This window comes from Janthinobacterium sp. (genome assembly GCF_031995485.1).
Lineage (GTDB): Bacteria > Pseudomonadota > Gammaproteobacteria > Burkholderiales > Burkholderiaceae_D > Janthinobacterium.
In genome coordinates this window covers 132,994-155,740 of record NZ_DAMAGB010000006.1, presented here as the reverse complement: position 1 = coordinate 155,740, position 22,747 = coordinate 132,994, and the positions used below count along the sequence as shown (strand labels likewise).

The window sequence follows — 22,747 nt, the reverse complement described above, 5'->3', positions numbered from 1 at the left end:
TATTGGCGGTGGAAAATGAAGCGTTCACCCCTGAAGCCAGGCGCCGGCCTGAAGCGCACCGCCTTCGCACCCGGCGAGCGCATCGAGGCGCGCGAAGTGTCAAAGCTCAAGCGCGCCTCACCTATGCCCAGCACCGGCATGCTCTCCGTGCAGTCGCACCTGCGCACGGCACCGAAGCGCAAGGCAGGCTTGAAGGACAAAGGCTCGCGCTCTACACCAATCCGGCGCGCCGCGCGTGGCCAGGACTGCACGCTCCGTCTGGCCGTCTGCAACTTCGACCCTGACACCACCGTGCTCTGCCACAGCAATTTCCTGGCGGACGGGAAGGGCATGGGCCTGAAGGCGCCAGACACGGCCGCCGCATTCGGCTGCAGCGCCTGCCACGACGTGCTCGACGGCAGGCGCCCGCGCCCGGCTGATCTGTCGCTGGCCGGCCTGGAGGCTGCGTTTCGCGCGGCCGTCGGTGCCACACACGAAATCTTACGGTCGATGGGCCTGCTCGATGCAGCGCCGGTCACGACATTCAATTTGGAGAATCCATGAGTGCATTTAACGCTCAAGAACAAGCAGCAGTCACCGGGGCCGCCAAATGCGTCGTCATCGGTGATGCCACACTTTACCTGGGGGATTGCTCTAAACTTCTTCCACTATTGGGCACGGTTGATGCTGTGGTGACCGATCCGCCATACGGAATATTGAATCTGGATGGCGCCGGCTCAACCACAGCAGTTCGAAAGTCGCCGCGCCAGCAAGGGTCAGGGACATTAAAAAACAGAATATTGAACACTTCCGATGTGCAATGGGATGTAGCGCCGACGCAGGAAATGTTCGATCAATTGCGTGGCATGTCGAGCGTACAGATCATCTGGGGCGGTAACTACTTTCCGCTGCCGCCAGCGCGCGCCGTCCTCGCGTGGGATAAAGAACAGCCGTGGCCGAACTTCTCGCAAGTTGAGCTCGCCTGGACTTCGTTGAACAGGCCGGCCGCGCTATTCCGCGTCAGCGCCACGCGCGGTACGCCGAATAAGGAGCATCCAACTCAAAAGCCAGTTTCATTAATGATTTGGTGCTGTGAGTTTCTGCCCAAGAGCGTCACCATACTCGATCCATACATGGGAAGTGGAACGACGGGAGTGGCGGCAATTGAAACTGGCCGTAAATTTATTGGGATCGAGCGCGACCCTGCCTATTTTGAAATTGCCTGCCGACGCATGAAGCAAGCTGCTGCGCAAGGGCGACTGTTTGCGCGTGAGGTGCTGAACAATGACCAAGCTCCGCTGTTTGTGGAGGGCGAATTGTGAAGATCGATCATCCAATGTCAGCACGCCGCGTTGCGGCGATCACTGCGGTGCTGGCCAGTCAGGCGCTCACCGCGCGCGACCTTGCGCCGCTCGTTTTCCTCAGCATCGAGCAGACGTGTCGCTACCTGGTGCAGATGCACCTCGACGGCAACGTGCGCATTGCGCGCTGGGCCGTACAGACAACCGGGCGCGAAACCCGGCTGCCGGCCTACAGGGCCGGCGCTGGCCGTGATGCGCCGCGCCCGGCAGTGCTCACGTCGACCCAGCGCCAGATCAAGCACATGGCGCGCGTCAGGCGCGACGAAGACCGCTATGAGCTGCACAAGGCCCGGAATCGTGCACGCAAGCTGAAAAAGGCACGCGATCCGCTGGTGGCTGCGCTGTTCGGCGCGGCGCGCGCGCGGGAGGCGACTCATGCGTGATTACGGAAAAGTTTACACCGCATTCTGGACCAGCGAAGACGTAATGGCCATGTCCGAGGACGAGCGCACCTTGGCGCTCTACCTGCTGACATGCCCGCATGGCAACATGTTGGGATGCTTCCGTCTTCCCGATGCATATGCTTCCGATGACCTGAAATGGACTGTCGAAAGGGTATCGAAAGGGTTTAGTGGACTTGTTGAGAAGGGTTATATCAGCCGTTGCGAACGGTCGTTTTGGCTGGTTATTACTCGCTACCTCAAGTGGAACCAGTTTGAAAACCCGAATGTAGGAAAAGCTGCTGGGAAATTATTTGCAACAATTTCGCCACCTGCGGGGTTGAAAGCGTTGCTGGTTGCGGCTTTGCGCGATTTTTCGGATACCTTTCCTACTGCCATTCTCGACAAATTCGCGGCAGAAAATGGGCTTGAAAGAAAGCCTTTCGAAACCCTTTCAAGCTCAGTGCCGAAACAGGAACCAGAGCCAGAGCCTGAACCAGAGCCTGAACCGAAGCCACAACCAGGAGCCAACCCCCTTGTCGAGCAAAAGCCGCTCGACGCCGTTGTGACAATCTTCGCCTACTGGCAAAAAGTCATGGACTCGCCCAAGTCGGCTCTGGACGACAAGCGCAAGCGGATCATCGCCAAGGCGCTCAAAAGCTATTCGCCGGCCGACATCTGCAAGGCCATCCGTGGTTGCTCGAAGACGCCGCACAACATGGGCCAGAACGACGCCAAAACGAAGTACAACGGCCTGGGCCTGATCCTGCGTGATGCCGACCACATCGACCGGTTCATCCGCAACGATGCCGGCCAGGCCCGCGCCTGCGCCGGTAGCGAGACGATCGAGCAGACGAATGAGCGGATCATGCGCGAGCTGCTGGGCGCCGCAGCGCCGGCCGGCGACGTCATCGACATGGTGCCCGCATGAACGCCGCCGACACGCCGCGCTTCATGCAGCTGCTGGCCGAAACGCTGGCCGCCTACGGCAAGCCACTGCCCGAGGCTGCGATGGCGCGCGCCTGGATGGCCAACCTGGAGCGTTACCCGCTGCGCACTGTGCAGGCGGCCATGCAAGCCTACCAGGACGAGAATGGCGAATTTGCGCCAGTACCGGCCGGCATCGCCAAGCGCTGCAAGCTCATGGACGGCCGGCCAGGTGCCGAGGAAGCCTGGGCGATCGCGCTGACCAGCCAGGACGAGATGGCCAGCGTGGTCTGGACGACCGAGATCGCCGAGGCGTTCCGCATCTGCCGGCCCGTGCTTGACTCCAGCGGCGCTATCAGCGCGCGCAAGCCTTTCCTGGAAGCGTACGAGCGCATCGTGGCGGCGGCGCGCCTGGTCCGCCGACCGGCCGAATGGGTGGCCTCCGTGGGCTGGGACAAGACCCGGCACGTCGAGGTGCTCGACAGCGCGGTGAGGGCAGGGCTGCTGCCGGCGCCGGCCGTGGCCGGTCTGCTGGCAGGCAAAAAGGATGCGACGCCGGACGAAGCGGCGCGTGCGCAGCTGGCCAAGATCAAGCAGATGCAGGTGGAGGCCGCTGCCGCGAAGGAGGCGGCTCGCCTGGCGGCCGTTGAGCAGCAGCGCCTGGCCGACATCGAATTCAAACGCAAAACGAACGATCGCGTGCGCCAAATCGATCCGCGCGCCGAAATGTGGGCTGTTGATCCTCGGCAAATACTGCGCCACGCCCATCTTCCGGGCCGCCACGCGACGAACGATAGTGGCCCACTACCCGAGGTCATCCGTAATCAAAAAAACGCCTCCAAAGGCTTCTAATGAAAAATCAAGAAAACAAAATCGCAGCAAACAAACGCCTGGCCGAGTTGCTTGGCTGGTCCCGCATCGCCGAAGTGGGCGGCGCCTTGGTCGGCATGCCGCCCGCCGGCGCGGCCGAAAGCCGTGGCCAGGCGCTGGTGCCCGACTGGATCGGCGACTGGACGGCGGCCGGCCCGCTGCTCGCGCAGCTCGAGATACGCCTGACACCAGCGTCGACCTGCGTCGATGCCAGCGGCTTCTTGGCGCGGTATCGGTGTTATCCGGACAGGGATGCCGCGGCGCGCGCAGCGATCGTGATGGCGGCCACGCATCGCCTGGAGCGTACGCGATGATGGCCCGTGGCTTGCAGGCGCTGGGCCGCCTCAAGGTCGGCGCCATGAACCAGACCGAGGCGGCCTACGCCAGAACCCTGGAGCTGCGCAAGGCGGCAGGAGAGGTGACCTGGTACAAGTTCGAAGGTCTGAAATTCCGCCTGGCCGATAACACGTTTTACACGCCAGATTTCGCCGTGCTGTTAGCGGGCGGCGTGCTGGAGGCGCACGAAGTGAAAGGCCATTGGCAGGACGACGCGCGCGCGAAGATCAAGATCGCGGCCGACATGTACCCGCTGCGCTTTATCGCCGTGCAGGCGCTGCCGAAGAAGTTGGGCGGCGGCTGGAAAACGGAGGAATTCTGATGGGTGCGCGATACAGCGGCGTTAGCGACATGTTCGACTTGATCGCCGCGAAGCAGCGAATCGATACCGATACGGTAGACCAACTGGCCATGGCCGTTTTGCTTGCCCTCGACGCTGCGAAGCGCGGGGCGGCACCGCCAGGCATGGCCAATACACTCACCGAGCATCTGTTGACGAGCATAGCGGTCTGGTCGCAGTTGGGCAACAAGCAGCAATACACCATCGGCGTGAAGGCTTGGGATGCACTGCGCAAGGCCTGCGCACGACCGACGAAGCTGCTTGATTTGACTACCGGCGAGTATGCTTCAATCCGGTTGGCGATCGGCCATTATGTTCGGGCGCTTCCAAAGCTGGAGATTGGCGTTTTGGTCGCCGCCCAAGCCAAAGCGTTTGCGCAATTATGGAACTGATATCACGGCTTGTTGCAGCCCAGAGAAAGTCGTGTGGAGGGACTATTTCAAACCGGAAATGGGTGTTAACATGGAGCGATAACTTGAAAGGCTTCCATGGGATTCCCTGATCGCTACATCGCTTCAATCGGATCGACCAACCTGCTGGACGATGCGCTGCACCACCAGACCGAGCCGCTGGCTGCCGCTGCCTTGGCCGGCGATATCGGCGCGCTGCTGTGTCGCGTGAAGTACGCGGGCGGCACGCTCAACCGGCAGTTCGAAGGCAATGCCGGCAACCTGGCGCAGCTGCTGCGCATCTGGACTGCCGAGGTGATCCGCCGCGGCCGCTCCCGCCGCTGGGTGCCCGAGAATACCGCGTGGGATGCGCAGTCAGCACAGGCGCTGTACCGCCGCGTGGCCGAGAAGTCGCTGGCGCACTGGCTCGATAGCACGTGCAAAGGCTGCAGCGGTACCGGCGTCAAGGTTCTGCTGGGCAATGGCATTTGCACCAACTGCAAGGGCACCGGCACGGCAGTCATCCACGGCACGGCCGGTTTGGAGCTGGAGCGCGTCAAGGACATGGTGAGCGAGTTGAGCGCCATTTCCGATAGCCACTCGGGCCGGGCAGGCGGCCTGTTGCGCGGGAGCCACGCATGAGCTCGAACGACGATCGGGCGGACAAGAGGCGCGCCGAGGAAGCGCGTACGCTTGGCGCCGCGCTTGAGGGGATGCGCAACAACTGGCCGATGCATCTCGACCTGTTCGCTCACCGCGCCAAAGAAGTGCGCGCCAAGTATCTGGCGTTGATCGGCGAAGGCTTCACCGAAGAACAAGCGCTGAAACTGTGCGTAGCAATGTAAAAAGATGAGTGCCTGTGTTTACAAACAGTATTTTGCTGTATAATGCAGGCTCTTATTCAAGAAAATTCTTCCGGAAATCGTAATGTGCGCCTGGCGCCACCGATAGCTGGAACATGCGACAGTACCCGGACCCAGCGCCGTATCTGCACGCCTTGAATTTGCCGCTCACCATGCATTATGGCCATGGGAGCAAAAAAATAAGCCATCTCACGGGTGGCTTTTCCATTTCTACGCCTGCTTGTTGCGCCGGCGCGCTACGTAACCCAGCAAGCCGAGGCCAGCCAGCATCATGCCGTAGGTTTCAGGCTCTGGAACAGGGTTCACGCCGCCAAATCCATCAAGGTAGGCGTATCCAGTGTGGCCGGCCGGGAAGCAGTCTGCGGCAGCTACCGACAGCGTGAAGTCGTGGCCGGACAGACTGGCGTCGATGGCCAGCTGTTCGACCTGCCACAGCGGCGTGTAGTAATAATTCCCGAACGTAGCAAAGCGGCTGTCAACGCCGCCGCCACCGTCACCGGCATCATACGTGCGATTGACCAGCTCGATCCCTGTCGTGTCGTCGCGCAGGGAGATGAACAGCGCTGCGGATTCATTCTGTGCATGGCCGCCATTTTCCAGGACGGCTTTCCAGGTAAAGAAAATGTTGGAGCCGGTGTAGTTGCTGACAGACTGACTTATCACAGATGCGTAGCCGCCCGAGAAGGTATCTTCGACGCGATACGAATATTTGCCGGCGTACACCGTTGAGCCAAGCTTGGCGCCGATGATCTGATCGACTGTGCCGGCCGCGATGGTATTTGAGTGCGTTGTAGGGCCGTCGTAGAGACTGCCGCCAGGCAGAAGCTTGGTGGGATTGATCGACGTATTGAGCGTATTGCCGCGATAGCCCTGGCCGCTCGTCCAGTCATTCGCGTTACCATTCTCGAAGCCACCGTTTTTGAAATTGTCTGCATGTGCAGCAGCAGTGGCGAGCGACAGCGCCAGTGTGGCCCAATAAAATTTTCGGTTCATGTTTTTCCCTGTGAAATATGTTTGATCGAGCAAATGCCCGGGCCAAACAGAGCAGGAAACGTGCCATTTTTATAAGTCTTTGAAATTCAATGATTTTTGCCTAAGCCTTCTGTTCCGCGAATGGCAAGTGTAAAAAAACTCGACAGCCAAGCTCGTGATATCCGCGCCAGGTTGTCCGCTTTTGAAGTCGCCATGTACGAAACCATGCCTCCATCGCGGTACCTGGCCTTCGACTATCTCGATCGCCGCACGCCAGCGCCAGAGCCGCCGCTTACGCTGGAGGAAGTGCGCCGCGAGCTGGGCTGGGCATTGATCGCTGCTGAGCGCCAGACGCATGCCGAGGCCGACGAACGAAACTGAACCAGCCGGATGGGCGCGCATGCCGCCGTAGCATTGATGCTACGGGCTCATTTATTGAAGGAAGTCTTCCGTTCCAATCTGACCACCGAATAAGCTTAGCGACATCAGCCAGTCAGTGACCTGGTAGGCGGAAATCAGAAGATAAGAGGGAACTGCAAAGGTTATTTTTCTAAACGGCGAAAAAGAGTGGCCGTCGTTATCGTCTGTGATGACAACCAGTTGCTCGCACAACACAACAGCTTGAGTGCCGATAAGCAGCAGCAGAGCGTCGAGCTGACCATCGCTCGCAGCAACATATATTCTGATCCGCCTACACGCAGTTTTGCCCTTCGCTCGCATCATTAGACGTGCTGCAAAAAAGTTAATCGCTAATTAATTATTACACGTTTTTCGCTGCCGGCCCTTGATCTATGGCTGATCGAGTCATCAGGCATAGATACAAAAGCCGGTGCCCGCTGCAGCTTCTGCTTGCCCGGCACGCCGGGTTTCACCGCCGGACGCATGACTGCGCTGGCGGCTTTTCTATTTGAGGAATCGCATGTTCAACTTCGATTTCGGCGGCATGATCATCGCCTTGATTCTGGCGGGCGCGCTGATCGGCGGCGCCATCGTCGCGATCATACTGTTGGTCTGGCCATGGTTGTGGACGCTGGCCAAGCCCGCACTGCACGTCTGGACTGCCTGACACTTGCGACTGCCAGCGCGCTCCAGTGGCAGGGCTTACAAAACGGGCGCAGCTCACCGACGTAGCAAAGATCCAGAGGACTCCAGCCGCGATGCACTGCGGCGCCTGCTGGGGGCGGGCGGTGACATCGAAGCAAATGATCTATCGTGGCTTCCGGCGCACCTGCGCGTTGTGGCCCAATACCCGCAATGCAGTTTTTTTACTAACGCCCATATTAAGTAGGTATTGCTCTGCAGCTGACAGGCCGACCTCCATCACCATCTCCACAGCGGTATCAATTATTCGCTCGCTTTCGATGTCTGGGCGAGAGGACAGGCGGACGGTGGGAGCACGGTTTGATGAGGTAGACATTGCCAAGCATTTCTTTGCGGAAAATTAAGATCGTGCCGCGAAGAAATAATCAAATGTTGATATTTATCAAACTTCGTCTAATTAATTTATGAATAAGCTCCAGCATCCATCAAACAACGGGGTGCTCGGCGCGCCTGCGGGTTGGGACCAAGGCGAGCTGCCATGCAACGCGCTGCCGATCACGCACACGCACGTCGGCGACCTGCCGGCCGTTCTGTCGTACTGGCGCCCCGATGCTGACGAACTGGCCGCGCTGAACGCCGGCGGCGCCGTCCGACTGTGGGTGGTGGGCGCAACGATGCCGCCGGTGATGCTCGACGTCGATTGTGCTCAATAACATGGTGCGCAGACAACCATCTGCGGCAGGCTCCGGCCGCCCGGTGCCGCCACCCGAATTTACCGACCCGCTGAATAACCGATACCTGCCCGCACCTGAGGTGCTCAAGTGGGCGCGCGCAACCATCCTCACCGAAGGCGGCGCGCTCTATAACGAAGACTACGCCCACCTGGAATATGCCGACGCGCAGTTCCTCTGGGCGCCTGGCAGTTTCCAGAAGCAAGGCCGCACCGTGCTGGGCCAGTGCGAAGAAGTGACGTTCCGCTGTGGGCCGTGGCAGAAAGGCCGCCAGCAACAGCAGATGGCCGACTGGTTCGGCATGGTCCCGGACTTCCTCATCACCCTGGACGCTTCCTACTGTCTGACCTGCAGCGACGCCGAATTCTGCGCCCTGGTGGAGCACGAGCTTTATCACATCGCGCAGGAGATGGATGACTTCGGCGCGCCGGCATTCAACAAATACGGATTGCCGAAGCTGTGTATGCGCGGCCATGACGTCGAAGAGTTCATCGGCGTGGTCCGCCGCTACGGCGCCAGTGAGGACGTGCAGCGCATTATCGACGCAGCAAAGACACCGCCCGAAGTGGCGAGAATCAACATCGCGAGGGCTTGCGGAACCTGTTTGCTGAAGGCTGCGTAGGCTTTACGTTGCTTTACAGGAAACTAAAACATGGCCGCACTCAAGGACGAGGTGAAGCTGTACGTCGTCACAGCGCTGGCCTGTTTCGACTCGCCGACGCAAGTATCTGTTGCAGTAAAGGAAGAATTCGGCCTTGACGTGAGCCGTCAGCAGGTGTCCTGCTACGACCCGAACACGTACGTCGGCCGCAACCTAAGCCAGAAATGGCGCACGATCTTCGAAGAGACGCGCGCCAAGTTCCGCGCCACCGCTGAGGAAATCCCAATCGCCAGCAAGGCATTTCGTCTGCGTGGCCTGGCCCGGCTGGCACAGAAGGCAGAGAACATGCGCAACTTGCCGCTGGTGGCCAGCCTCTACGAGCAGGCCGCCAAGGAAGTGGGCGATATTTATGTGAACAAGGGCAAGGCCGAGCAGACGGAGCAGATACCGACGCCGGTGCAGATCGTTATCGGCGTGAAGGATGCAGCACGGCATGGCGACGATACAACTTGACCTCAACGTTCCCCAGGCTGCATTCCTGAACCTGCCGCATAAGTACAAGGCCTATGTCGCGGGCTTCGGCTCCGGCAAGACGTTCGTAGGCTGTGTCGGCATCTGCATGCATTTCTGGCAGTGGCCAGGTATCAGCCAAGGCTACTTCGCACCGACTTATCCGCAGATCCGCGACATCTTCTATCCCACGATGGAGGAGGTGGCCTATGCGATGGGCCTGCGCATCAAGGTGAAGCAGGGAGATCACGAAGTCGAGGTGTACGAAGGGCGGCTGTATCGCGGCACGGTCATCTGCCGCTCGATGGAGAAGCCGGAAACCATCGTCGGCTTCAAGATTGGCCACGCGCTGATCGATGAGCTGGACGTGATGCCGATGCTCAAGGCGCAAACGGCCTGGCGCAAGATCATCGCGCGGATGCGCTACAACGTGCCGGGCCTGCTCAACGGCATCGACGTGACGACCACGCCAGAGGGCTTTAAGTTTGTCTACCAGCAGTTCGTGAAGGCGGTGCGTGACAAGCCCGAGCTCGCGACGCTGTACGGCTTGATTCAGGCCAGCACGTTCGACAACGAGCTCAACCTGCCAGCCGACTACATCCCATCACTGCTGGCCAGCTACCCGCCAGCGCTGATTGATGCCTACCTGCGCGGCAAGTTCACCAACCTGACCAGCGGCTCGGTCTATCCGGACTTTGACCGCTTCAAGAACCGCACGACGCAGATCATCCTGCCTGGCGAGCCGCTGCAGGTGGGCCTCGACTTCAACGTGCTGAACATGACGGCGTGCATCAATGTGGTCCGCGAGGGTCAGCCGCTGACATTGGCCGAACGTGTGAAAGTACGCGATACGCCCGCAATGGCCAAGATCCTGACGGAGGACTTCAAGAACAAGGGCCATCAGGTGAAGATTTTCCCGGACGCGTCCGGCCAGAACACCAGCAGCAAGAATGCGAGCGAGTCCGACCTGTCCATTTTGCGCCAGGCAGGCTTCCTGCTCGAAGTGAACCACTCAAACCCTGCGGTCAAGGACCGGGTCAATGCCTACAACGGCATGATCCTGAACGCCCAGGGCGAGCGGCGCTGGAAGATCAACACCGACATGTGCCCGACCACCACTGAGGCGCTTGAGCAGCAGGTGTGGGGCGCCGACGGCCAGCCGGACAAGAAGTCCGGCCATGACCACCCGAATGACGCGAACGGCTACTTCCTCGTGAAGCGCTACCCGATCGTGAAGAGCACGACGACCACCGCGCCGCTGCGCATGTAACAACAAGGATTTCCATGACCGACGCCGTACGCAAACAATCAGCCGAAGCCGCGAAGCTGAACGAGGATTGCGCCCTGGTCGCTGCACTGCTGGGCGGCACCAAGGCGATGCGGGCCGCCGGCAAGACGTATTTGCCGCAGTGGCCGGGAGAGGATGATGAAACCTACAAGCTGCGCCTGGCCGTGGCCACGCTGTTTCCTGCCTACGCCCGCACCATTGACGTGCTGTCGGCCAAGCCGTTCAGCAAGCCGGTGACGCTGGGCGAGGACGTGCCGAAGCGCCTGGAGCCTTGGCTGCAAAACGTGGACCTGGCCGGTCGCGACCTACACAGCTTCCTGTCGGAGATCACCCAAGAGGCCATGGGCTACGGCTTTTCCGGTATCTTGGTGGACTTCCCGAAGGTGGGCAACCTGGTCACGAAGGCCGACGAACAGGCCGCTGGCGTGCGCCCGTATTTCGTACAGGTCCATGTGCAGAACATTCTGGGCTGGCTGCCGAAGACCGCCACCAGCCTGGAAGGCCTGACGCAGCTGCGCCTGCTGGAATGCGTGTCCGTGCCGGATGGCGACTTCGACACCAAGGAAATCGAACAGGTGCGCGTGCTGGGGCGCGGCACGTGGCAGACCTGGCGCCAGCGCGAGACTGGCAGCAAGAAGGAGTGGATGCTGCACGAAGAGGGCATCACCAGCCTGAAAATCATCCCCTTTGTTCCGGTCTACGGCAAGCGCCTTGGCTACATGCAGGCCACGCCGCCGCTACTGGAACTGGCACACACCAACATCGAGCACTGGCAGAGCAAGAGCGACCAACAGAACATTTTGCACGTCGCGCGCGTGCCGATCCTGTTTGCTCGCATGCTGGGGGAGGCCGGTATTACCGTCGGCGCTGGAAACGCGGTCAAGACAGACCATCCAGATGGCGACCTGAAATTCGTGGAGCACACCGGCGCTGCGATCGAGGCAGGCCGCCTATCCATCCTCGACCTGGAAGACCGCATGCGCCAGGCCGGCGCCGAGCTGCTGGTGATCAAGCCAGGCAACGTGACCGAGAGCCAGACGCTGGCCGACAACGAGCAGGGCGCGTGCGCGCTGCAGAAGATCGCGGGCAACGTGGAAGACGCTGGCGATCAGGCGCTGCAGCTGATGGCTGAATGGGTGAATGAGCCTGAAGGCGGCCATATCACCATTTTCAAGGACTTCGGCGCCGCCACCTTGGCCGAAGCCAGCGCGGAACTGCTGTTCAAGAGCGTGGCCAACGGCCGTATCTCGGGTGAAACGTACTTCAACGAGCTGCAGCGCCGCGGCATCCTGTCGCCTGACCTGAAATGGGAGGACGAGCAGGAGCGCATCCAGTCCGCTCCGCCTGATCTTTTGGCGGCATAGATGGGCGCGCTCGAAGAGTGGATTGCCGAGATGTTCCTCGTGCATTCCCTAAACCTGCTGCGCTTTTCGTCCGGTACGCAGGAGAAAATCTTGCTGCTGATGGCCGCCATGTCGAAGGAACTCACGGCCAAGCTGAACGAGGGCGAGATATCGACGTATGGCAAGCAGCGCCTGGGCGCGCTGCTGCGCGAGTCGAATGCGGTGATTTCGTCGCACTACATGGGTATGCAGGCGGAAATGACCCGTAACCTGACCGGCATGGTGCGCATCGAGGCCGATTACACGGCCAAGGTGCTGACGCAGGCCTTGAAAATCGAGCTGGGCGCCAAGCTGCCGCCTGCCGACTTTCTCGAAAAGCTGGTAGGGAATACCCTAATCGACGGCGCGGCTTCCGCTAAATGGTGGAAACGTCAGGAAGGCGACACTCAATTTAGATTTGCACAACAGGTGAGAGATGGGGTGGCGCAGGGCGAGACGACGTCGCAGATCGTATCGCGGGTGATTGGCAAGAGCGCCAAAGCAGCTGATGGGCTGACCGACAAGCCGGCTTTGCCTACCACGCCGCCGATGCCTGACTCGAAAGCCTCACCGCCATTGAGTAGGCCGGGCATTGCAGCGGCTGATGCTGGAACTGGGCCGAAACGCAAAGCGCCTGCAGCAGCTGGTGTGCCGGGCTCGCCAAGTGGACCAACAACCGGGCCAGCGGCAAAGCCAGGAGCGCCGGCCGCCGATCTGGCCGCCAAACCGGATGCAAAATTACCAGGCGCCGCACCGGATACTGTCGCGACGGGCGAGCAGGGCATTCTCAAGGCATCAGCAGCCAATGCGCGCGCGCTGGTGCACAGCTCGGTGCAGGCCGTGGCCAACGCCGCGCGGCTTGCCTCGTTCCAGCAGAATGCAGACCTGATCGATTGCCTGGTCTGGCTGTCTACGCTCGATTCGCATACGTGCCTGCTGTGCGCCATGCGCGACCTGCAGGAATACACGCTGGACGGGCAGGAGCCGATCAACCATACGCACGAATGGGCGGGCGGGCCCGGCGCCATCCATTTCAGCTGCCGCTGCGTGCTCAGCACGCGCACGAAGTCCCTCAAGGACTTGGGCATCGATTTGGACGAGCCGGGCGAGAGCACGCGCCCCAGCGACGGCGGGGCAGTCAGCAGCAAGATGACCTTCAAGGACTTCCTGGCCAGCAAAGACAAGGCTTGGCGGGCTGAGTACTTGGGCCCGGGCCGCGCTGAAATGTACGAGGCCGACAAGATCACGCTGAATGACCTGATGAATCTGAAAGGGCGGAAGTTGACCTTGGACGAGTTGCGACTGAAGTACAAGGACAATTAACTTGGAAGTCTGATATTCTCCTATGACGTTACTTGCTGTTTAGTTTTCATAGGTTAGACCGTAGATCATGTTAGTCGAGAAATTAATGAAACCTGAGGAGCTGGATGATGCGCATCGCTTCATGGACGGCATTTCTGTCTATATTCAGCCTCTGTTAAATAAAAGCAGGCAGCAGCGGCCACAAGTTATCGGTACAGCTCTTTTAGTTGAAGACAATGGGGCCTATTACATTGTGTCTGCGGCTCACGTCCTTAAAAATATTAACTCGATTTTCTTTTATCCGGGCGGAGATCAACCCAGAAAGATAACCGGAGCTCTGGAGCTAACTCACCCTTTTGGCGAAATGGGCTCATCCGATCGCCTAGATCTTGGCGTCGCAAGGCTGCTTGGCGGGCCAATGCCGCCATATGAGGATTGGCGAGCGCTGCCTATTGCTGTTCTCAGAAGACAAACGCTTCCGCGACCGACTGAACAGTATTGCTTTGCCGGTTTCCCAAGCTCTAGGGGAAAAGCCAATCCGCTGACAAAGATCATAAAAATCTCGCCCACCGGCTTAATGAGGATGCCGACAGCATTTTCAAAGGCTGAGCAGCTTGGACTTTCTGAGGCCTCGCATTTAATCTTTGACGTAGATCGTAAGGCGGTCACTCGGGGAGGCAGCGCGTGGGAGCTCCCTGTTTTGAACGGGATTTCCGGGTCGCCTATTTGGTGCGCTGATGAAAAGGGCGCCCATATAGTCGGAATAGCAATTGAGTATCACCGAGAAAAAAAACTGCTTGTGGCCACTGACATAGGAGTGGTTCTAGATTTGATCGAGGCTGTCAGAAAGGAAACTGATGAAATTCTTACGGAGAATCCAGACGCATTCGATTAAATAAATTGTGAAGAAGAAAGTCTTGATAGTTGCAAGCCACCTCATGAGGTGGCTTTTTTTATGCCGCCAGCGGACGCGACGCGGTGCACGGCCGGAAGGCCATTGATAGGGCGGATGCCCGGAAAGAACGACCATGCCATTTAAATTCAACGCAGACGGAACCATCGCGATCGACAGCGAGAAGAAGCTTCCGATCTTCATTCACCCGAACGGTGCCGAAGCGCCATTCGATGCGGACACCACGCTGGGTACGATCACCCGCTTGAATGGTGAAGCCAAAACGCACCGCGAGGCGAAAGAGGCTGCCGAGCTGCGCCTGAAGTCGTTCGATGGTATCGAAGACGGTGTGGCCGCGCTGGCTGCCCTGAACACGGTGAAGAGCCTCAGTTCCGGCGAACTGAAGACAGCTGCCCAGGTCAAGGAAATCCAAGACGCGGCCGCCAAGACCGCGCAAGAGCAGGTTGCTGCGCAGGCCAAAGCGAGCGCCACGCAGCTGCAGGAACTGACCGCTCAACTGGAAAAGCGCACCAGTGAACTGAATACCCACATGATCGGCGGCGGTTTCTCCAGTTCGAAGCTGTTCACCGACGACAAGCACCCGCTGCGCCTGGCCATCCCTCCCGAAATGGCCAAGGCTTATTTCGGCAACAATTTCAAAGTCGAAGACGGCAAAACCGTTCCATACGACGCCGCCGGCAACAAGATTTTCTCGCCGACCCGTCCTGGCGAAATCGCCGACTTCGATGAAGGCCTGGCCCAGTTGGTGCAAGCTTGCCCATTCAAGGATCAGATCCTCAAGGGTTCCGGCGCCTCCGGCGGCGGCGCCACTGGCGGCAACAACGGCGGTGCCGGCAATGCCAAGCAAGTTACCCGCGCCCAGTACGAAGCAGCCGATCCGTCGGCGCGCGCTGGCTTGCTGAGCGGCGGCGCGGTGCTGGTCGACTGATTCCGGTTCATTTGTTTGACTGATTGGTCCGCCGTGTGCGGGCCTTTTTTATCTCTGTAACACCGCAATACATTTGCCGGCGCCTGGATGGGCAAGTCGGTGCTTTGGGCTGGATGGCCTGCTGCATGAAATCCCAAACCACTTACCTTTAAGGCAATCCACATGAAAAAAATGTTCGCTTTTGCCGTGGCGCTGGCCGCCATGGCATTGTCCACGGCCGCTTCGGCCGCAACAACCAGCGCCCAAGCGGTACAGGGCTTTGCTGCGCCGGCTATCAGCAAGGCAGTCTTCTGCGCACGCGTGGTGCGCGAGCTGGCGTACGGCTACGTCTGGAATTACGCAGCGAAGACTGGCCTGGTGCTCGGCGCCAACAACCTGACAGGCCTGATCAATACGCTGTACAACGCGATGGACGTCGTGTCCCGCGAGCAGATCGGCATGATCTCCGCTGTATCGAGCGACATGACCTTCGCGCGCGCTGCGGTCGGTCAGACCGTGACCTCGCCAGTTGCGCCGCCTGCGACGGCGACGGATATCGTGCCGGCCGTTACGCCACCGGATGACGGCAACCAGAACATCGGTAACAAGGGCGTCACCTTGACGAAGGCGCGCCGTGTGCCGATCCGCTGGAACGGTGAAGAAAAGCTGGCACTCGACAACAGCGGCAACAGCTACAACATCATCCTGCGCGACCAGTTCGCGCAAGCGATGCGCACGCTGGCCAATGAAGTCGAAAGCGACCTGACGGCACTGCACGTTAAAGCATCGCGTGCGTACGGCACCCCAGGTACCGCGCCGTTTGGTATCGCCAACGAGCTGAATGACACTGCCGGTGCACTGCGCATTCTGGAAGACAATGGCGCCCAAGGCCTCGACTTCCAGCTGGTCCTGGGCAGCGCTGCCATGCAAAACATGCGCAGCAAGCAATCGGGCCTGTTCAAGGTCAATGAAGCGGGCCGCGAAGATATGCTGCGCAACGGCATCACCGATCGCCTGCAGAATCTGGCGCTGCGCCAGTCGTCCCAGATCAAACGTCCGGCGAAGGGCACTGCAGCCGGCGCCACCACCAATGCGGCTGGCTACGCCTTTGGCGCCACCGTCATCACGCTGGCGGCAGCTGGTACCGGCGCGTTTGTTGCAGGCGATGTGGTCAGCATTGCTGGCGATCCGGAAAACAAGTACGTGGTCGCATCGGGTGATGCTGATGCGTCGAACGGCGGCACGATCACTCTGGCTGCACCTGGTCTGATGCAGGCAATCCCTGCTGCAGCCACTGCAATCACCGTTGCCAACGTCGGCTTCCGCAACCTGTTCTTCGCACGCTCGGCGATCGTCCTGGCGACGCGCGTACCAGCGCTGCCAGCGCAGGGCGACTCGGCGGTCGACCGCACCATCATCACCGATCCGATCTCGGGCTTGTCGTTCGAGGTCAGCATGTACATGCAGTACCGCCAGGTGCAGTATGAGATCGCGCTGGTATGGGGCTGCGGCACCGCCAAAGACGAGCACTTCGGCATCCTGCTGGGCTAATCTTCAACCCGGCCCGGCCAGCACTGCGGTGCTGCCGGGCATCACCTGGAAATCACCATGGATACCATCCAAATCGTATCGACGGACCCGCGCACACAAGGTCCGTTCGTCGTTATCAACAAATCCGACTTCGATCCCGACGTGCACGAGTTGTACGGCGATCAAGACCTGGGTGCGCCAACCGAGCGTGTGCCTACCATGGCCGAACTGCTGGCCGCGCGCGACCAGTTGCTGGAGCGCGAGCGAGAACTGGCCGCCGAGAAGGAGCGCGTTGCTGAGCAGGCGCGCGCCAATGAAGCCGAAGCGCAGCGCCTGTATGCCGAGCGGTCCGCCGCCGCTGACGCAGCCAACAAGGCAGCTGCCGACAGGGTTGCCGCTGATAAGGCTGCAGCGAAGGCAGCCGAGAAGGCGGCTGGCGATAAGAAGTAAGTCGCAACCGGCACCGCCCCGCATATCGAGGCATTCCATAAACCGCACTCCCGAAGGCCATCATGCCCACTATCATCGCTGGCAGCACGCCGCAAACCATCACGCTGCCCGAGGGCCGGATCCTGAATGTCAGCGGCGCCACCGGCACGACTGGCACGCTCTACCGCCTCGATCCCGTGCTGGGCGGCACAAATTCTCTGCAGTCGTGGCCGATCGGTGCCGGTGCCATGGCGCCCATCGGCCCTTATGCTGGCCAGCAGCGCTTCCTCGTGTCCTGCTCCGTCGGTATTGTGGACATCGGTACCGGTTCTGGCGCGGTCGGCGCCGTTCAGTCCGTAATGCTCGCAAACGGTTTATCGATCATGGGTGATTCGTATGCCGCGAATAACTATGGTGGGGCATTGAACAATTTCGTTTCTACCCAGACGTCGGGCATTATCGTCACGGCTGACGAGCTGCTGGGTGGCGTATTCGATATCAACCAGATGGTAGCCATTGGCGGTAAATCTGCCCGTGAAATGCTCACGGAGCAGCTGCCGGCAGTGCTCTTGCGGCGCAATCGTTATGTGTACCTGTCAGCTGGCTACAATGACATATACGGCACAGATAACGCCACAGGCCAGGCAGCCGCAGCGTTTGTGATTCAAATTATCCAGGCATTGATCGCTAACGGGCAGATCCCGATCTGGCATACCGTCGGCGCCCGCACGTATTCGGCCAGCAAAATTGCTGGCCATATGGCCTGCAACGCAGCCCTGCGCGATTTTGCCCGGGCAAATGCTTGCGGCGTGTTCCTTGACCTGTTCATGATCACCGTTGATCCCATCACGCCACCAGGCGCGCTGTCGGTGCGCTCAGGCTGGACGCTGGATGGCGTCAACCACTGGAATCTGCTGGCTGCGTATTACGCCTCCAAGGCGCTGGCAGTACGGCTGCGTCCGCTTATTCAGTTGCCGAACCAATTGCCAGCCGGCAGCGAGGACAGCGCCACATCGCCCGCTACCAACACGCTGAAGAATGTCATTTTTGCTGGTTCGAGTGGCACGTTTGGCGCCAACATAACCGGTCCGGTGCCTACAAACTGGGACGTGAGCTGGGCAACGCGCACGGGCACTGGTGTGGCCAATGTCAGCGTGGTCGATATCGTTGATGCGGACACCGGGCTGGTTACTGCACGGGGTCTGACCGTTGCTTTGTCGAGTGGCGCAACAGCCGCTGGTGACGTCCTGTCGATCTCACAGAACGATGGCGTTACGCCTATCGTTGCTGGCCAGCTTATTTCTGCCGCCGCTCGCCTTTCCTTGGCGAGTCCATCGTTCGTCAATGAGGCGACGATCCGCGCGCAGGCCAACGTCAACGAATCGACATGGGCGGGCAACAACGCTGCCAAATCCGGTGCGGGCAGCAATCCAGATTACCCGGAATCGGCGACCTTCACTCGTCGCACGAGGCGCATCGCTGCGCTGGTAACGGGCACCATCACTAAGTTTGACGCGCGGATCAGCTTCAGCGGCCCTGCCACCTCGGGGTCATACACGCTCTCGCAGCCACGCCTACGAAAGGATTGACATGCTTGTCATTGAGACTGGCGCCGGCCTTGCCGATGCCGAATCCTATGCCAGCGTCGCCGCGGCAGATGCCCGCTGCACCAGCCTGGGCCTGACTGCCTGGGCGGCGCTGGCCGAAACTGATAAGGAAATCGCCCTGCGCAAGGCGGTGCTGTTCATGGCCACCTACCGCACGCGCTGGGCCGGTCTCCGCGTTTATCAGCGGCAGGCGCTGGACTGGCCGCGCTACAACGTGGTGGTGGACGGCTTCATCGTGCCCAGCACCACCGTGCCGCTCGACGTGGTCAATGCCTGCATTGACCTGGCCGTGCGCGCCGGCAGCGGCGAGGATCTGCTGCCCGACCTCGACACCGGCTCGAACGCGATCAAGAAGGACAAAACGGGGCCGCTGGAAACGGAGTACTTTCAGAACACCACGGATGCGCGCGAGCGCTTCGTGGCCGTGGACGCGCTCCTGGCACCGTACTTCGGCTCGGCCGGTGGCGGCAATTCGATGAGGGTGACACGAGCATGAGTGTCAGTCCTTCAATACATCGCGAGTTCTTCAACTTGATGTGTGACGACCTGATTTATCAGGGGATGTCGCGCGCCGTCTGGACAAGTTCCGTAGCTCCGGACTGCGTGATCAAAATCGAAGAGCGGTCGGGCTATTTCCAGAATGTTGTCGAGTGGGAAACGTGGCAGCGCGTGAAGGATACGCCGCTGGCGCGCTGGTTCGCCCCCTGCCGCTGGATTAGCCCCAACGGATCGGTATTGATCATGGAGCGCACACGGCCCGCTGGCGACGCGCAGTATCCTGATCGGATGCCGGCATTCCTGTGCGACTTCAAGCGCCGCAACTACGGCATGCTGGCTGACAACCTGGTTTGCCATGACTACGGCACCAACTTGCTGTTCGAGCATGGTATGACGAAGCGAATGATCGTCGCGCGCTGGAGTGATTCGGCATGACTGACTACGCCAAAACAGCCGCGCGCGCCGACCAGTCCCTGCGCCGCAAGGGTGGCATCGTGGTGCTGCGCCAGGTCGTGACCGGCGTGTACGATCCAGGCCTGGGCGCGGCGCCGGTCACCACAACGGACTACGAAGGCACCGGCGTGAAAATCGCTTACGAGGCCGAGAACATCGACGGCACGCTGATCCAAGCGGGCGACCAGAAGTTGCTGCTGTCGCCGCTGCAGCGCCATGGCGTGCCAATGCCGACGCCTACCACGGCCGATCTGGTGCTGTTCGGCGGCGCCAGCTACACAGTGAAGGCCGTCGAAACGACCGCGCCGGTGGACGTGGCCGTGCTGCACACGCTGCAACTCAGGGGGATTTGATGGCCAGTATGTCGTTTTCCATGCAGATCGCCGAGTTCATCGCCAAGACCAAGGCCAATCAGGATCTGGTGGTGCGCGCCATCACCATGAAAATCGACAACAAGCTGGTGCAGCGTTCGCCGGTTGGTGACGCTAAGTACTGGAAGAGCAAGCCGCCACCTGGCTACACTGGCGGCCGGTTCCGCGCCAACTGGCAGCTTTCCATTGGCTCGCCGACGGCCGGCGTGCGCGACCTGATCGACAAGGATGGCAGCGCCACGATTGCCGCGCATGGCAGCGTCATCAGCACAGCGAAGGCCGGCGACGTGATCTACCTCGTGAACAACTTGCCTTATGCGAAGCGCATCGAGGAGGGCTGGTCCCGACAGGCGCCCGTCGGCGTGGTTGCCCTGACGGTCGTGGAATTCCGGACTATTGTGGACAACGCGGTGAACGGTGTGCGCGACGGCACTACCGCCAGCGACTTCGCGCAGGGCTACTCGACATACAAATTATGAGCCAACCAATAATACGCGCCGTGCTGGAATCGGCCCTGGCCAGCCTCGTACCGGCCATCGACACCGCATGGCAGAACGTGCCGTACACGCCAGTCACCGGCCGGCCGTATCAGGCCGCCTACCTGCTGCCGGCAGAACCGGACAACCATTCCATGGGCGACGGCTCGCGCCAAGAGCGCGGCATCTTCCAAGTGAGCCTGTTATATCCACCAGGGCAGGGCACCGCAGTCGCTGGCGCTCGCGCCGAAGCCATCGCGGCGCTGTTCCACCGCGGCGCCAGCTTTACCAAAGACGGCATCACCGTGCAAATCGAGCGTACGCCCGAGATTGCCGACGGCCGGGCCGACGACGACCGCTGGATGGTGCCGGTGAAGATCCGGTACTTCTGCAACCTGTAACCAGCATCACTCCACACAGATCGCCTCGGCGGTCTTTTTTTTCGACCAAAGAAAGGCATCATCATTATGGCAACAGCAAATGGTATCGACAGCTTGCTCGTCATCGGCAAGCAGCCTGCAGAAGGCACGAAGGCGCTGGCCGCCGCCGGCCGGCTCTATCCGCGCGTGACCGCGACGTTTGATACGGACGCCGACAAGTACTCGAGCAATGAGATCGACCCAAGCCAGCAACAGAGCGATACCCGCCTGGGCAACTTCCGCACCTCCGGCGCCATTAAGGGCGAGGCTTCGTGCGGCACCTACGCCGTGCTGCTGGCCGCGCTACTGCGCCGCGACTTCACGCCCGGCGGCGTGACCGCGGCGCAAAACACCATCGCATCGGGCGCCACCGGTCTGACGCGCAGCGCCGGCTCCTTCCTGGCCGACGGCCACCGCGCCGGTACCGTGGTCCGTATCGGCGGCTTCCTGACCACGGGCGCGGCCAACAACGGCAAGAACTTCTTCGTCACTTCGGCCACTGCGCTGAAGCTGACGGGCCAGTTCATGGATGGCAGCGCCATGACCGTGAAGGTCGAAGGCGACCCGGTGACCGTCACCGCCACCGGCAAGCGCAGCTTCACGCCGCTGACCGGCCACACCACAGACTGGTTCACGGCAGAAGTGCAGGATCCTGGTATTGCGGTCAATCGCTGCTTCATCGATCAGCTGGTGAGCAAGGTCGATATCGCTGTGCAGCCAAACGGCATCACGAGCATGGACTTCACCCTGATGGGCAAGCTGGAAGGCCCGACGACACCGGCCACCTACTTCAATGCGCCTGCCGCCACGCCCGGCACCGGCAAGTTCTCCGGCGCCACCGCCATGCTGTCGGTCGCCGGCATCCCGTCGCAAATCTGCACGGGCATGTCGCTGTCGCTGGATGGCCAGGTCAAGATCGATCCGGTGATCGGCTCCAAGTTCGCCACCGCCGCCTCGCGCGGCAAGGTGCTGGGCAGCGGCCAGTTCACGGTGCTGATGCAGGATTCCGCATACATCGACTACTTCAAGCAGGAAGTCGAGCTTCCACTGGCGTACGCCATGGCGGCAAGCACGGCACCGACGGCCGAAGTGATGACGATCGCCATGGGCCGTATCAAGATCACCAGCGCCAAGGTCGATGACGGCGAGAAAAATAAGATCGTGACCTGCGCGTTCGACATCCTGCGCTACCAAGGCAACGACGCGCAGCACGAGTCCACCACTGTGGCATTCCAGGACACCAGCCTGTAACCATTCGGCCCGGCCGCGCGCCGGGCCTTCTTTTTGGCGCAAGCGCCACCCCAGCACCGACCGGTCGCTGTCGCCTTCGTGGGCGCGGCGGCCGGCACGGGCACTTATTCTCCATCCCACGAAAAGGCAATATCCATGAATACTACCGCTTCCCTGAACACCGCTCAAACCCTGGCCGTCGCTGGTTTCGATATCGCCAACCTGTCCGCGCCGGCCGCGCGCGTGACCTTCGACGTGCCGGTCATCTTCGACGCCGACGGTGAGCCGGTGGCCGGCATCCGCATCGTCGGCAAGAACTCCGACGAGTACCGCAAGGAAAACCACGCTTTGCGCGCCGAAGGCTACAAGAAGTCGGCCAAGCGCAAGACCGCCATCGACGCGTCTACGGATGAAGGTGCCGATCAGCTGGTCCACGTTATCGACGACAACCAGAAGCGCCTGGCCGTGGCGGTGGCCGTCGACTGGTACGGCTTCACCAGCAACGGCGCGTCGGTGGCGTTCGACAAGGCGCTGATCGCCACGGCGTTCGATAAATACCCGACCTGGCAAGAGCGCGTCACGGCCGCCCTCGAAAACGACGCCAATTTTTTGAAGGTCTGACGGCCAGCCTGCTGCTGTACG

General features: G+C 60.6%; 32 protein-coding genes. 30 read left to right on the top strand and 2 right to left on the bottom strand.

The genetic code is table 11. The features are described 5' to 3' along the window. Positions 1-15: 15 nt before the first annotated feature. From RTQ46_RS06810 to RTQ46_RS06765, 10 genes are all read left to right on the top strand, one after another. Positions 16-543 (top strand): nuclease domain-containing protein, encoded by a 528-nt coding sequence (locus RTQ46_RS06810; RefSeq protein ID WP_312435437.1) that lies wholly within the window; start codon positions 16-18, stop codon positions 541-543. Beyond that, positions 540-1,301 carry a DNA methyltransferase gene (locus tag RTQ46_RS06805; RefSeq protein WP_312435436.1) on the top strand — a complete coding sequence of 254 codons (762 nt, stop codon included), beginning with the start codon at positions 540-542 and terminating at the stop codon, positions 1,299-1,301. The genes RTQ46_RS06810 and RTQ46_RS06805 overlap by 4 nt, the downstream gene beginning before the upstream one ends. After that, the gene (locus RTQ46_RS06800) at positions 1,298-1,723 is read left to right on the top strand and encodes a hypothetical protein (protein WP_312435434.1); all 426 of its coding nucleotides are present in this window, start codon (positions 1,298-1,300) and stop codon (positions 1,721-1,723) included. Before RTQ46_RS06805 ends, RTQ46_RS06800 begins: the two co-directional genes overlap by 4 nt. Then, positions 1,716-2,651, top strand: coding sequence for a hypothetical protein (locus RTQ46_RS06795; protein WP_312435432.1), 936 nt, complete (start codon positions 1,716-1,718; stop codon positions 2,649-2,651). Before RTQ46_RS06800 ends, RTQ46_RS06795 begins: the two co-directional genes overlap by 8 nt. After that, positions 2,648-3,499 (top strand): hypothetical protein, encoded by an 852-nt coding sequence (locus RTQ46_RS06790; protein ID WP_312435431.1) that lies wholly within the window; start codon positions 2,648-2,650, stop codon positions 3,497-3,499. Before RTQ46_RS06795 ends, RTQ46_RS06790 begins: the two co-directional genes overlap by 4 nt. Continuing rightward, positions 3,499-3,831, top strand: a complete 333-nt coding sequence (locus tag RTQ46_RS06785) for a hypothetical protein (RefSeq protein ID WP_312435430.1) — start codon at positions 3,499-3,501, stop codon at positions 3,829-3,831. The genes RTQ46_RS06790 and RTQ46_RS06785 overlap by 1 nt, the downstream gene beginning before the upstream one ends. Next, a complete protein-coding gene (locus RTQ46_RS06780; protein ID WP_312435428.1) occupies positions 3,828-4,175 on the top strand; it encodes a DUF1064 domain-containing protein in 348 nt (115 codons plus the stop codon). Before RTQ46_RS06785 ends, RTQ46_RS06780 begins: the two co-directional genes overlap by 4 nt. A 29-nt stretch (positions 4,176-4,204) precedes the next feature. Beyond that, the gene (locus RTQ46_RS06775; protein ID WP_312435427.1) at positions 4,205-4,585 is read left to right on the top strand and encodes a hypothetical protein; all 381 of its coding nucleotides are present in this window, start codon (positions 4,205-4,207) and stop codon (positions 4,583-4,585) included. A gap of 96 nt (positions 4,586-4,681) precedes the next feature. Further along, positions 4,682-5,224, top strand: coding sequence for a hypothetical protein (locus tag RTQ46_RS06770; protein WP_312435426.1), 543 nt, complete (start codon positions 4,682-4,684; stop codon positions 5,222-5,224). Further along, on the top strand, positions 5,221-5,427 hold the full coding sequence (locus tag RTQ46_RS06765) for a hypothetical protein (RefSeq protein WP_312435425.1): 207 nt from the start codon (positions 5,221-5,223) through the stop codon (positions 5,425-5,427). The genes RTQ46_RS06770 and RTQ46_RS06765 overlap by 4 nt, the downstream gene beginning before the upstream one ends. A gap of 228 nt (positions 5,428-5,655) precedes the next feature. Here RTQ46_RS06765 and RTQ46_RS06760 read toward each other — a convergent pair whose 3' ends face one another. After that, positions 5,656-6,438 (bottom strand): FxDxF family PEP-CTERM protein, encoded by a 783-nt coding sequence (locus RTQ46_RS06760; protein ID WP_312435423.1) that lies wholly within the window; start codon positions 6,436-6,438, stop codon positions 5,656-5,658. Positions 6,439-6,642: 204 nt separating this feature from the next. On the opposite strand from RTQ46_RS06760, the gene RTQ46_RS06755 reads away from it, so the two are divergent. After that, entirely contained in the window at positions 6,643-6,798 is a 156-nt protein-coding gene (locus RTQ46_RS06755; protein ID WP_312435422.1) for a hypothetical protein, read from the top strand. Positions 6,799-6,849: 51 nt separating this feature from the next. On the opposite strand, the gene RTQ46_RS06750 is transcribed toward RTQ46_RS06755, so the two are convergent. After that, positions 6,850-7,140 carry a hypothetical protein gene (locus RTQ46_RS06750; RefSeq protein WP_312435421.1) on the bottom strand — a complete coding sequence of 97 codons (291 nt, stop codon included), beginning with the start codon at positions 7,138-7,140 and terminating at the stop codon, positions 6,850-6,852. A gap of 196 nt (positions 7,141-7,336) precedes the next feature. Here RTQ46_RS06750 and RTQ46_RS06745 point away from each other — a divergent pair, with 196 nt between their 5' ends. From RTQ46_RS06745 to RTQ46_RS06655, 19 genes are all read left to right on the top strand, one after another. Further along, the gene (locus RTQ46_RS06745) at positions 7,337-7,483 is read left to right on the top strand and encodes a hypothetical protein (protein WP_312435419.1); all 147 of its coding nucleotides are present in this window, start codon (positions 7,337-7,339) and stop codon (positions 7,481-7,483) included. A gap of 439 nt (positions 7,484-7,922) precedes the next feature. Further along, positions 7,923-8,171 (top strand): hypothetical protein, encoded by a 249-nt coding sequence (locus RTQ46_RS06740; RefSeq protein ID WP_312435418.1) that lies wholly within the window; start codon positions 7,923-7,925, stop codon positions 8,169-8,171. Position 8,172: 1 nt separating this feature from the next. Beyond that, positions 8,173-8,811 carry a putative metallopeptidase gene (locus tag RTQ46_RS06735; protein WP_312435416.1) on the top strand — a complete coding sequence of 213 codons (639 nt, stop codon included), beginning with the start codon at positions 8,173-8,175 and terminating at the stop codon, positions 8,809-8,811. A 30-nt stretch (positions 8,812-8,841) separates the two neighbouring features. Then, the gene (locus tag RTQ46_RS06730) at positions 8,842-9,303 is read left to right on the top strand and encodes a DUF2280 domain-containing protein (protein WP_312435415.1); all 462 of its coding nucleotides are present in this window, start codon (positions 8,842-8,844) and stop codon (positions 9,301-9,303) included. Then, entirely contained in the window at positions 9,272-10,570 is a 1,299-nt protein-coding gene (locus RTQ46_RS06725; protein ID WP_312435413.1) for a terminase large subunit domain-containing protein, read from the top strand. Before RTQ46_RS06730 ends, RTQ46_RS06725 begins: the two co-directional genes overlap by 32 nt. A gap of 14 nt (positions 10,571-10,584) precedes the next feature. After that, positions 10,585-11,952 carry a DUF4055 domain-containing protein gene (locus RTQ46_RS06720; RefSeq protein WP_312435412.1) on the top strand — a complete coding sequence of 456 codons (1,368 nt, stop codon included), beginning with the start codon at positions 10,585-10,587 and terminating at the stop codon, positions 11,950-11,952. Beyond that, a complete protein-coding gene (locus RTQ46_RS06715) occupies positions 11,953-13,293 on the top strand; it encodes a hypothetical protein (RefSeq protein WP_312435411.1) in 1,341 nt (446 codons plus the stop codon). Positions 13,294-13,360: 67 nt separating this feature from the next. Beyond that, positions 13,361-14,167: a hypothetical protein gene (locus tag RTQ46_RS06710; RefSeq protein ID WP_312435409.1), complete on the top strand. Its 807-nt coding sequence runs from the start codon at positions 13,361-13,363 to the stop codon at positions 14,165-14,167. Between the two features lie 133 nt (positions 14,168-14,300). Further along, on the top strand, positions 14,301-15,113 hold the full coding sequence (locus RTQ46_RS06705) for a DUF6651 domain-containing protein (RefSeq protein WP_312435408.1): 813 nt from the start codon (positions 14,301-14,303) through the stop codon (positions 15,111-15,113). A 162-nt stretch (positions 15,114-15,275) separates the two neighbouring features. Then, positions 15,276-16,643 (top strand): P22 phage major capsid protein family protein, encoded by a 1,368-nt coding sequence (locus RTQ46_RS06700; protein WP_312435406.1) that lies wholly within the window; start codon positions 15,276-15,278, stop codon positions 16,641-16,643. A gap of 57 nt (positions 16,644-16,700) precedes the next feature. Further along, positions 16,701-17,072: a hypothetical protein gene (locus tag RTQ46_RS06695; RefSeq protein ID WP_312435405.1), complete on the top strand. Its 372-nt coding sequence runs from the start codon at positions 16,701-16,703 to the stop codon at positions 17,070-17,072. A 62-nt stretch (positions 17,073-17,134) separates the two neighbouring features. Beyond that, entirely contained in the window at positions 17,135-18,640 is a 1,506-nt protein-coding gene (locus RTQ46_RS06690) for an SGNH/GDSL hydrolase family protein (protein ID WP_312435404.1), read from the top strand. A 1-nt stretch (position 18,641) separates the two neighbouring features. Continuing rightward, positions 18,642-19,154: a DnaT-like ssDNA-binding protein gene (locus RTQ46_RS06685; protein ID WP_312435402.1), complete on the top strand. Its 513-nt coding sequence runs from the start codon at positions 18,642-18,644 to the stop codon at positions 19,152-19,154. Further along, positions 19,151-19,591, top strand: coding sequence for a hypothetical protein (locus RTQ46_RS06680; RefSeq protein WP_312435400.1), 441 nt, complete (start codon positions 19,151-19,153; stop codon positions 19,589-19,591). Before RTQ46_RS06685 ends, RTQ46_RS06680 begins: the two co-directional genes overlap by 4 nt. After that, complete coding sequence (locus RTQ46_RS06675; protein ID WP_312435399.1) at positions 19,588-19,962, top strand: hypothetical protein; 375 nt, start codon at positions 19,588-19,590, stop codon at positions 19,960-19,962. The genes RTQ46_RS06680 and RTQ46_RS06675 overlap by 4 nt, the downstream gene beginning before the upstream one ends. Beyond that, positions 19,962-20,459 carry a hypothetical protein gene (locus RTQ46_RS06670; protein ID WP_312435397.1) on the top strand — a complete coding sequence of 166 codons (498 nt, stop codon included), beginning with the start codon at positions 19,962-19,964 and terminating at the stop codon, positions 20,457-20,459. Before RTQ46_RS06675 ends, RTQ46_RS06670 begins: the two co-directional genes overlap by 1 nt. Then, on the top strand, positions 20,456-20,857 hold the full coding sequence (locus tag RTQ46_RS06665; RefSeq protein WP_312435396.1) for a phage tail terminator-like protein: 402 nt from the start codon (positions 20,456-20,458) through the stop codon (positions 20,855-20,857). Before RTQ46_RS06670 ends, RTQ46_RS06665 begins: the two co-directional genes overlap by 4 nt. 66 nt (positions 20,858-20,923) lie before the next feature. Then, positions 20,924-22,126: a phage tail tube protein gene (locus RTQ46_RS06660; protein ID WP_312435395.1), complete on the top strand. Its 1,203-nt coding sequence runs from the start codon at positions 20,924-20,926 to the stop codon at positions 22,124-22,126. 135 nt (positions 22,127-22,261) lie between these two features. Continuing rightward, positions 22,262-22,726 (top strand): hypothetical protein, encoded by a 465-nt coding sequence (locus tag RTQ46_RS06655; RefSeq protein WP_312435394.1) that lies wholly within the window; start codon positions 22,262-22,264, stop codon positions 22,724-22,726. Positions 22,727-22,747 lie beyond the last annotated feature (21 nt).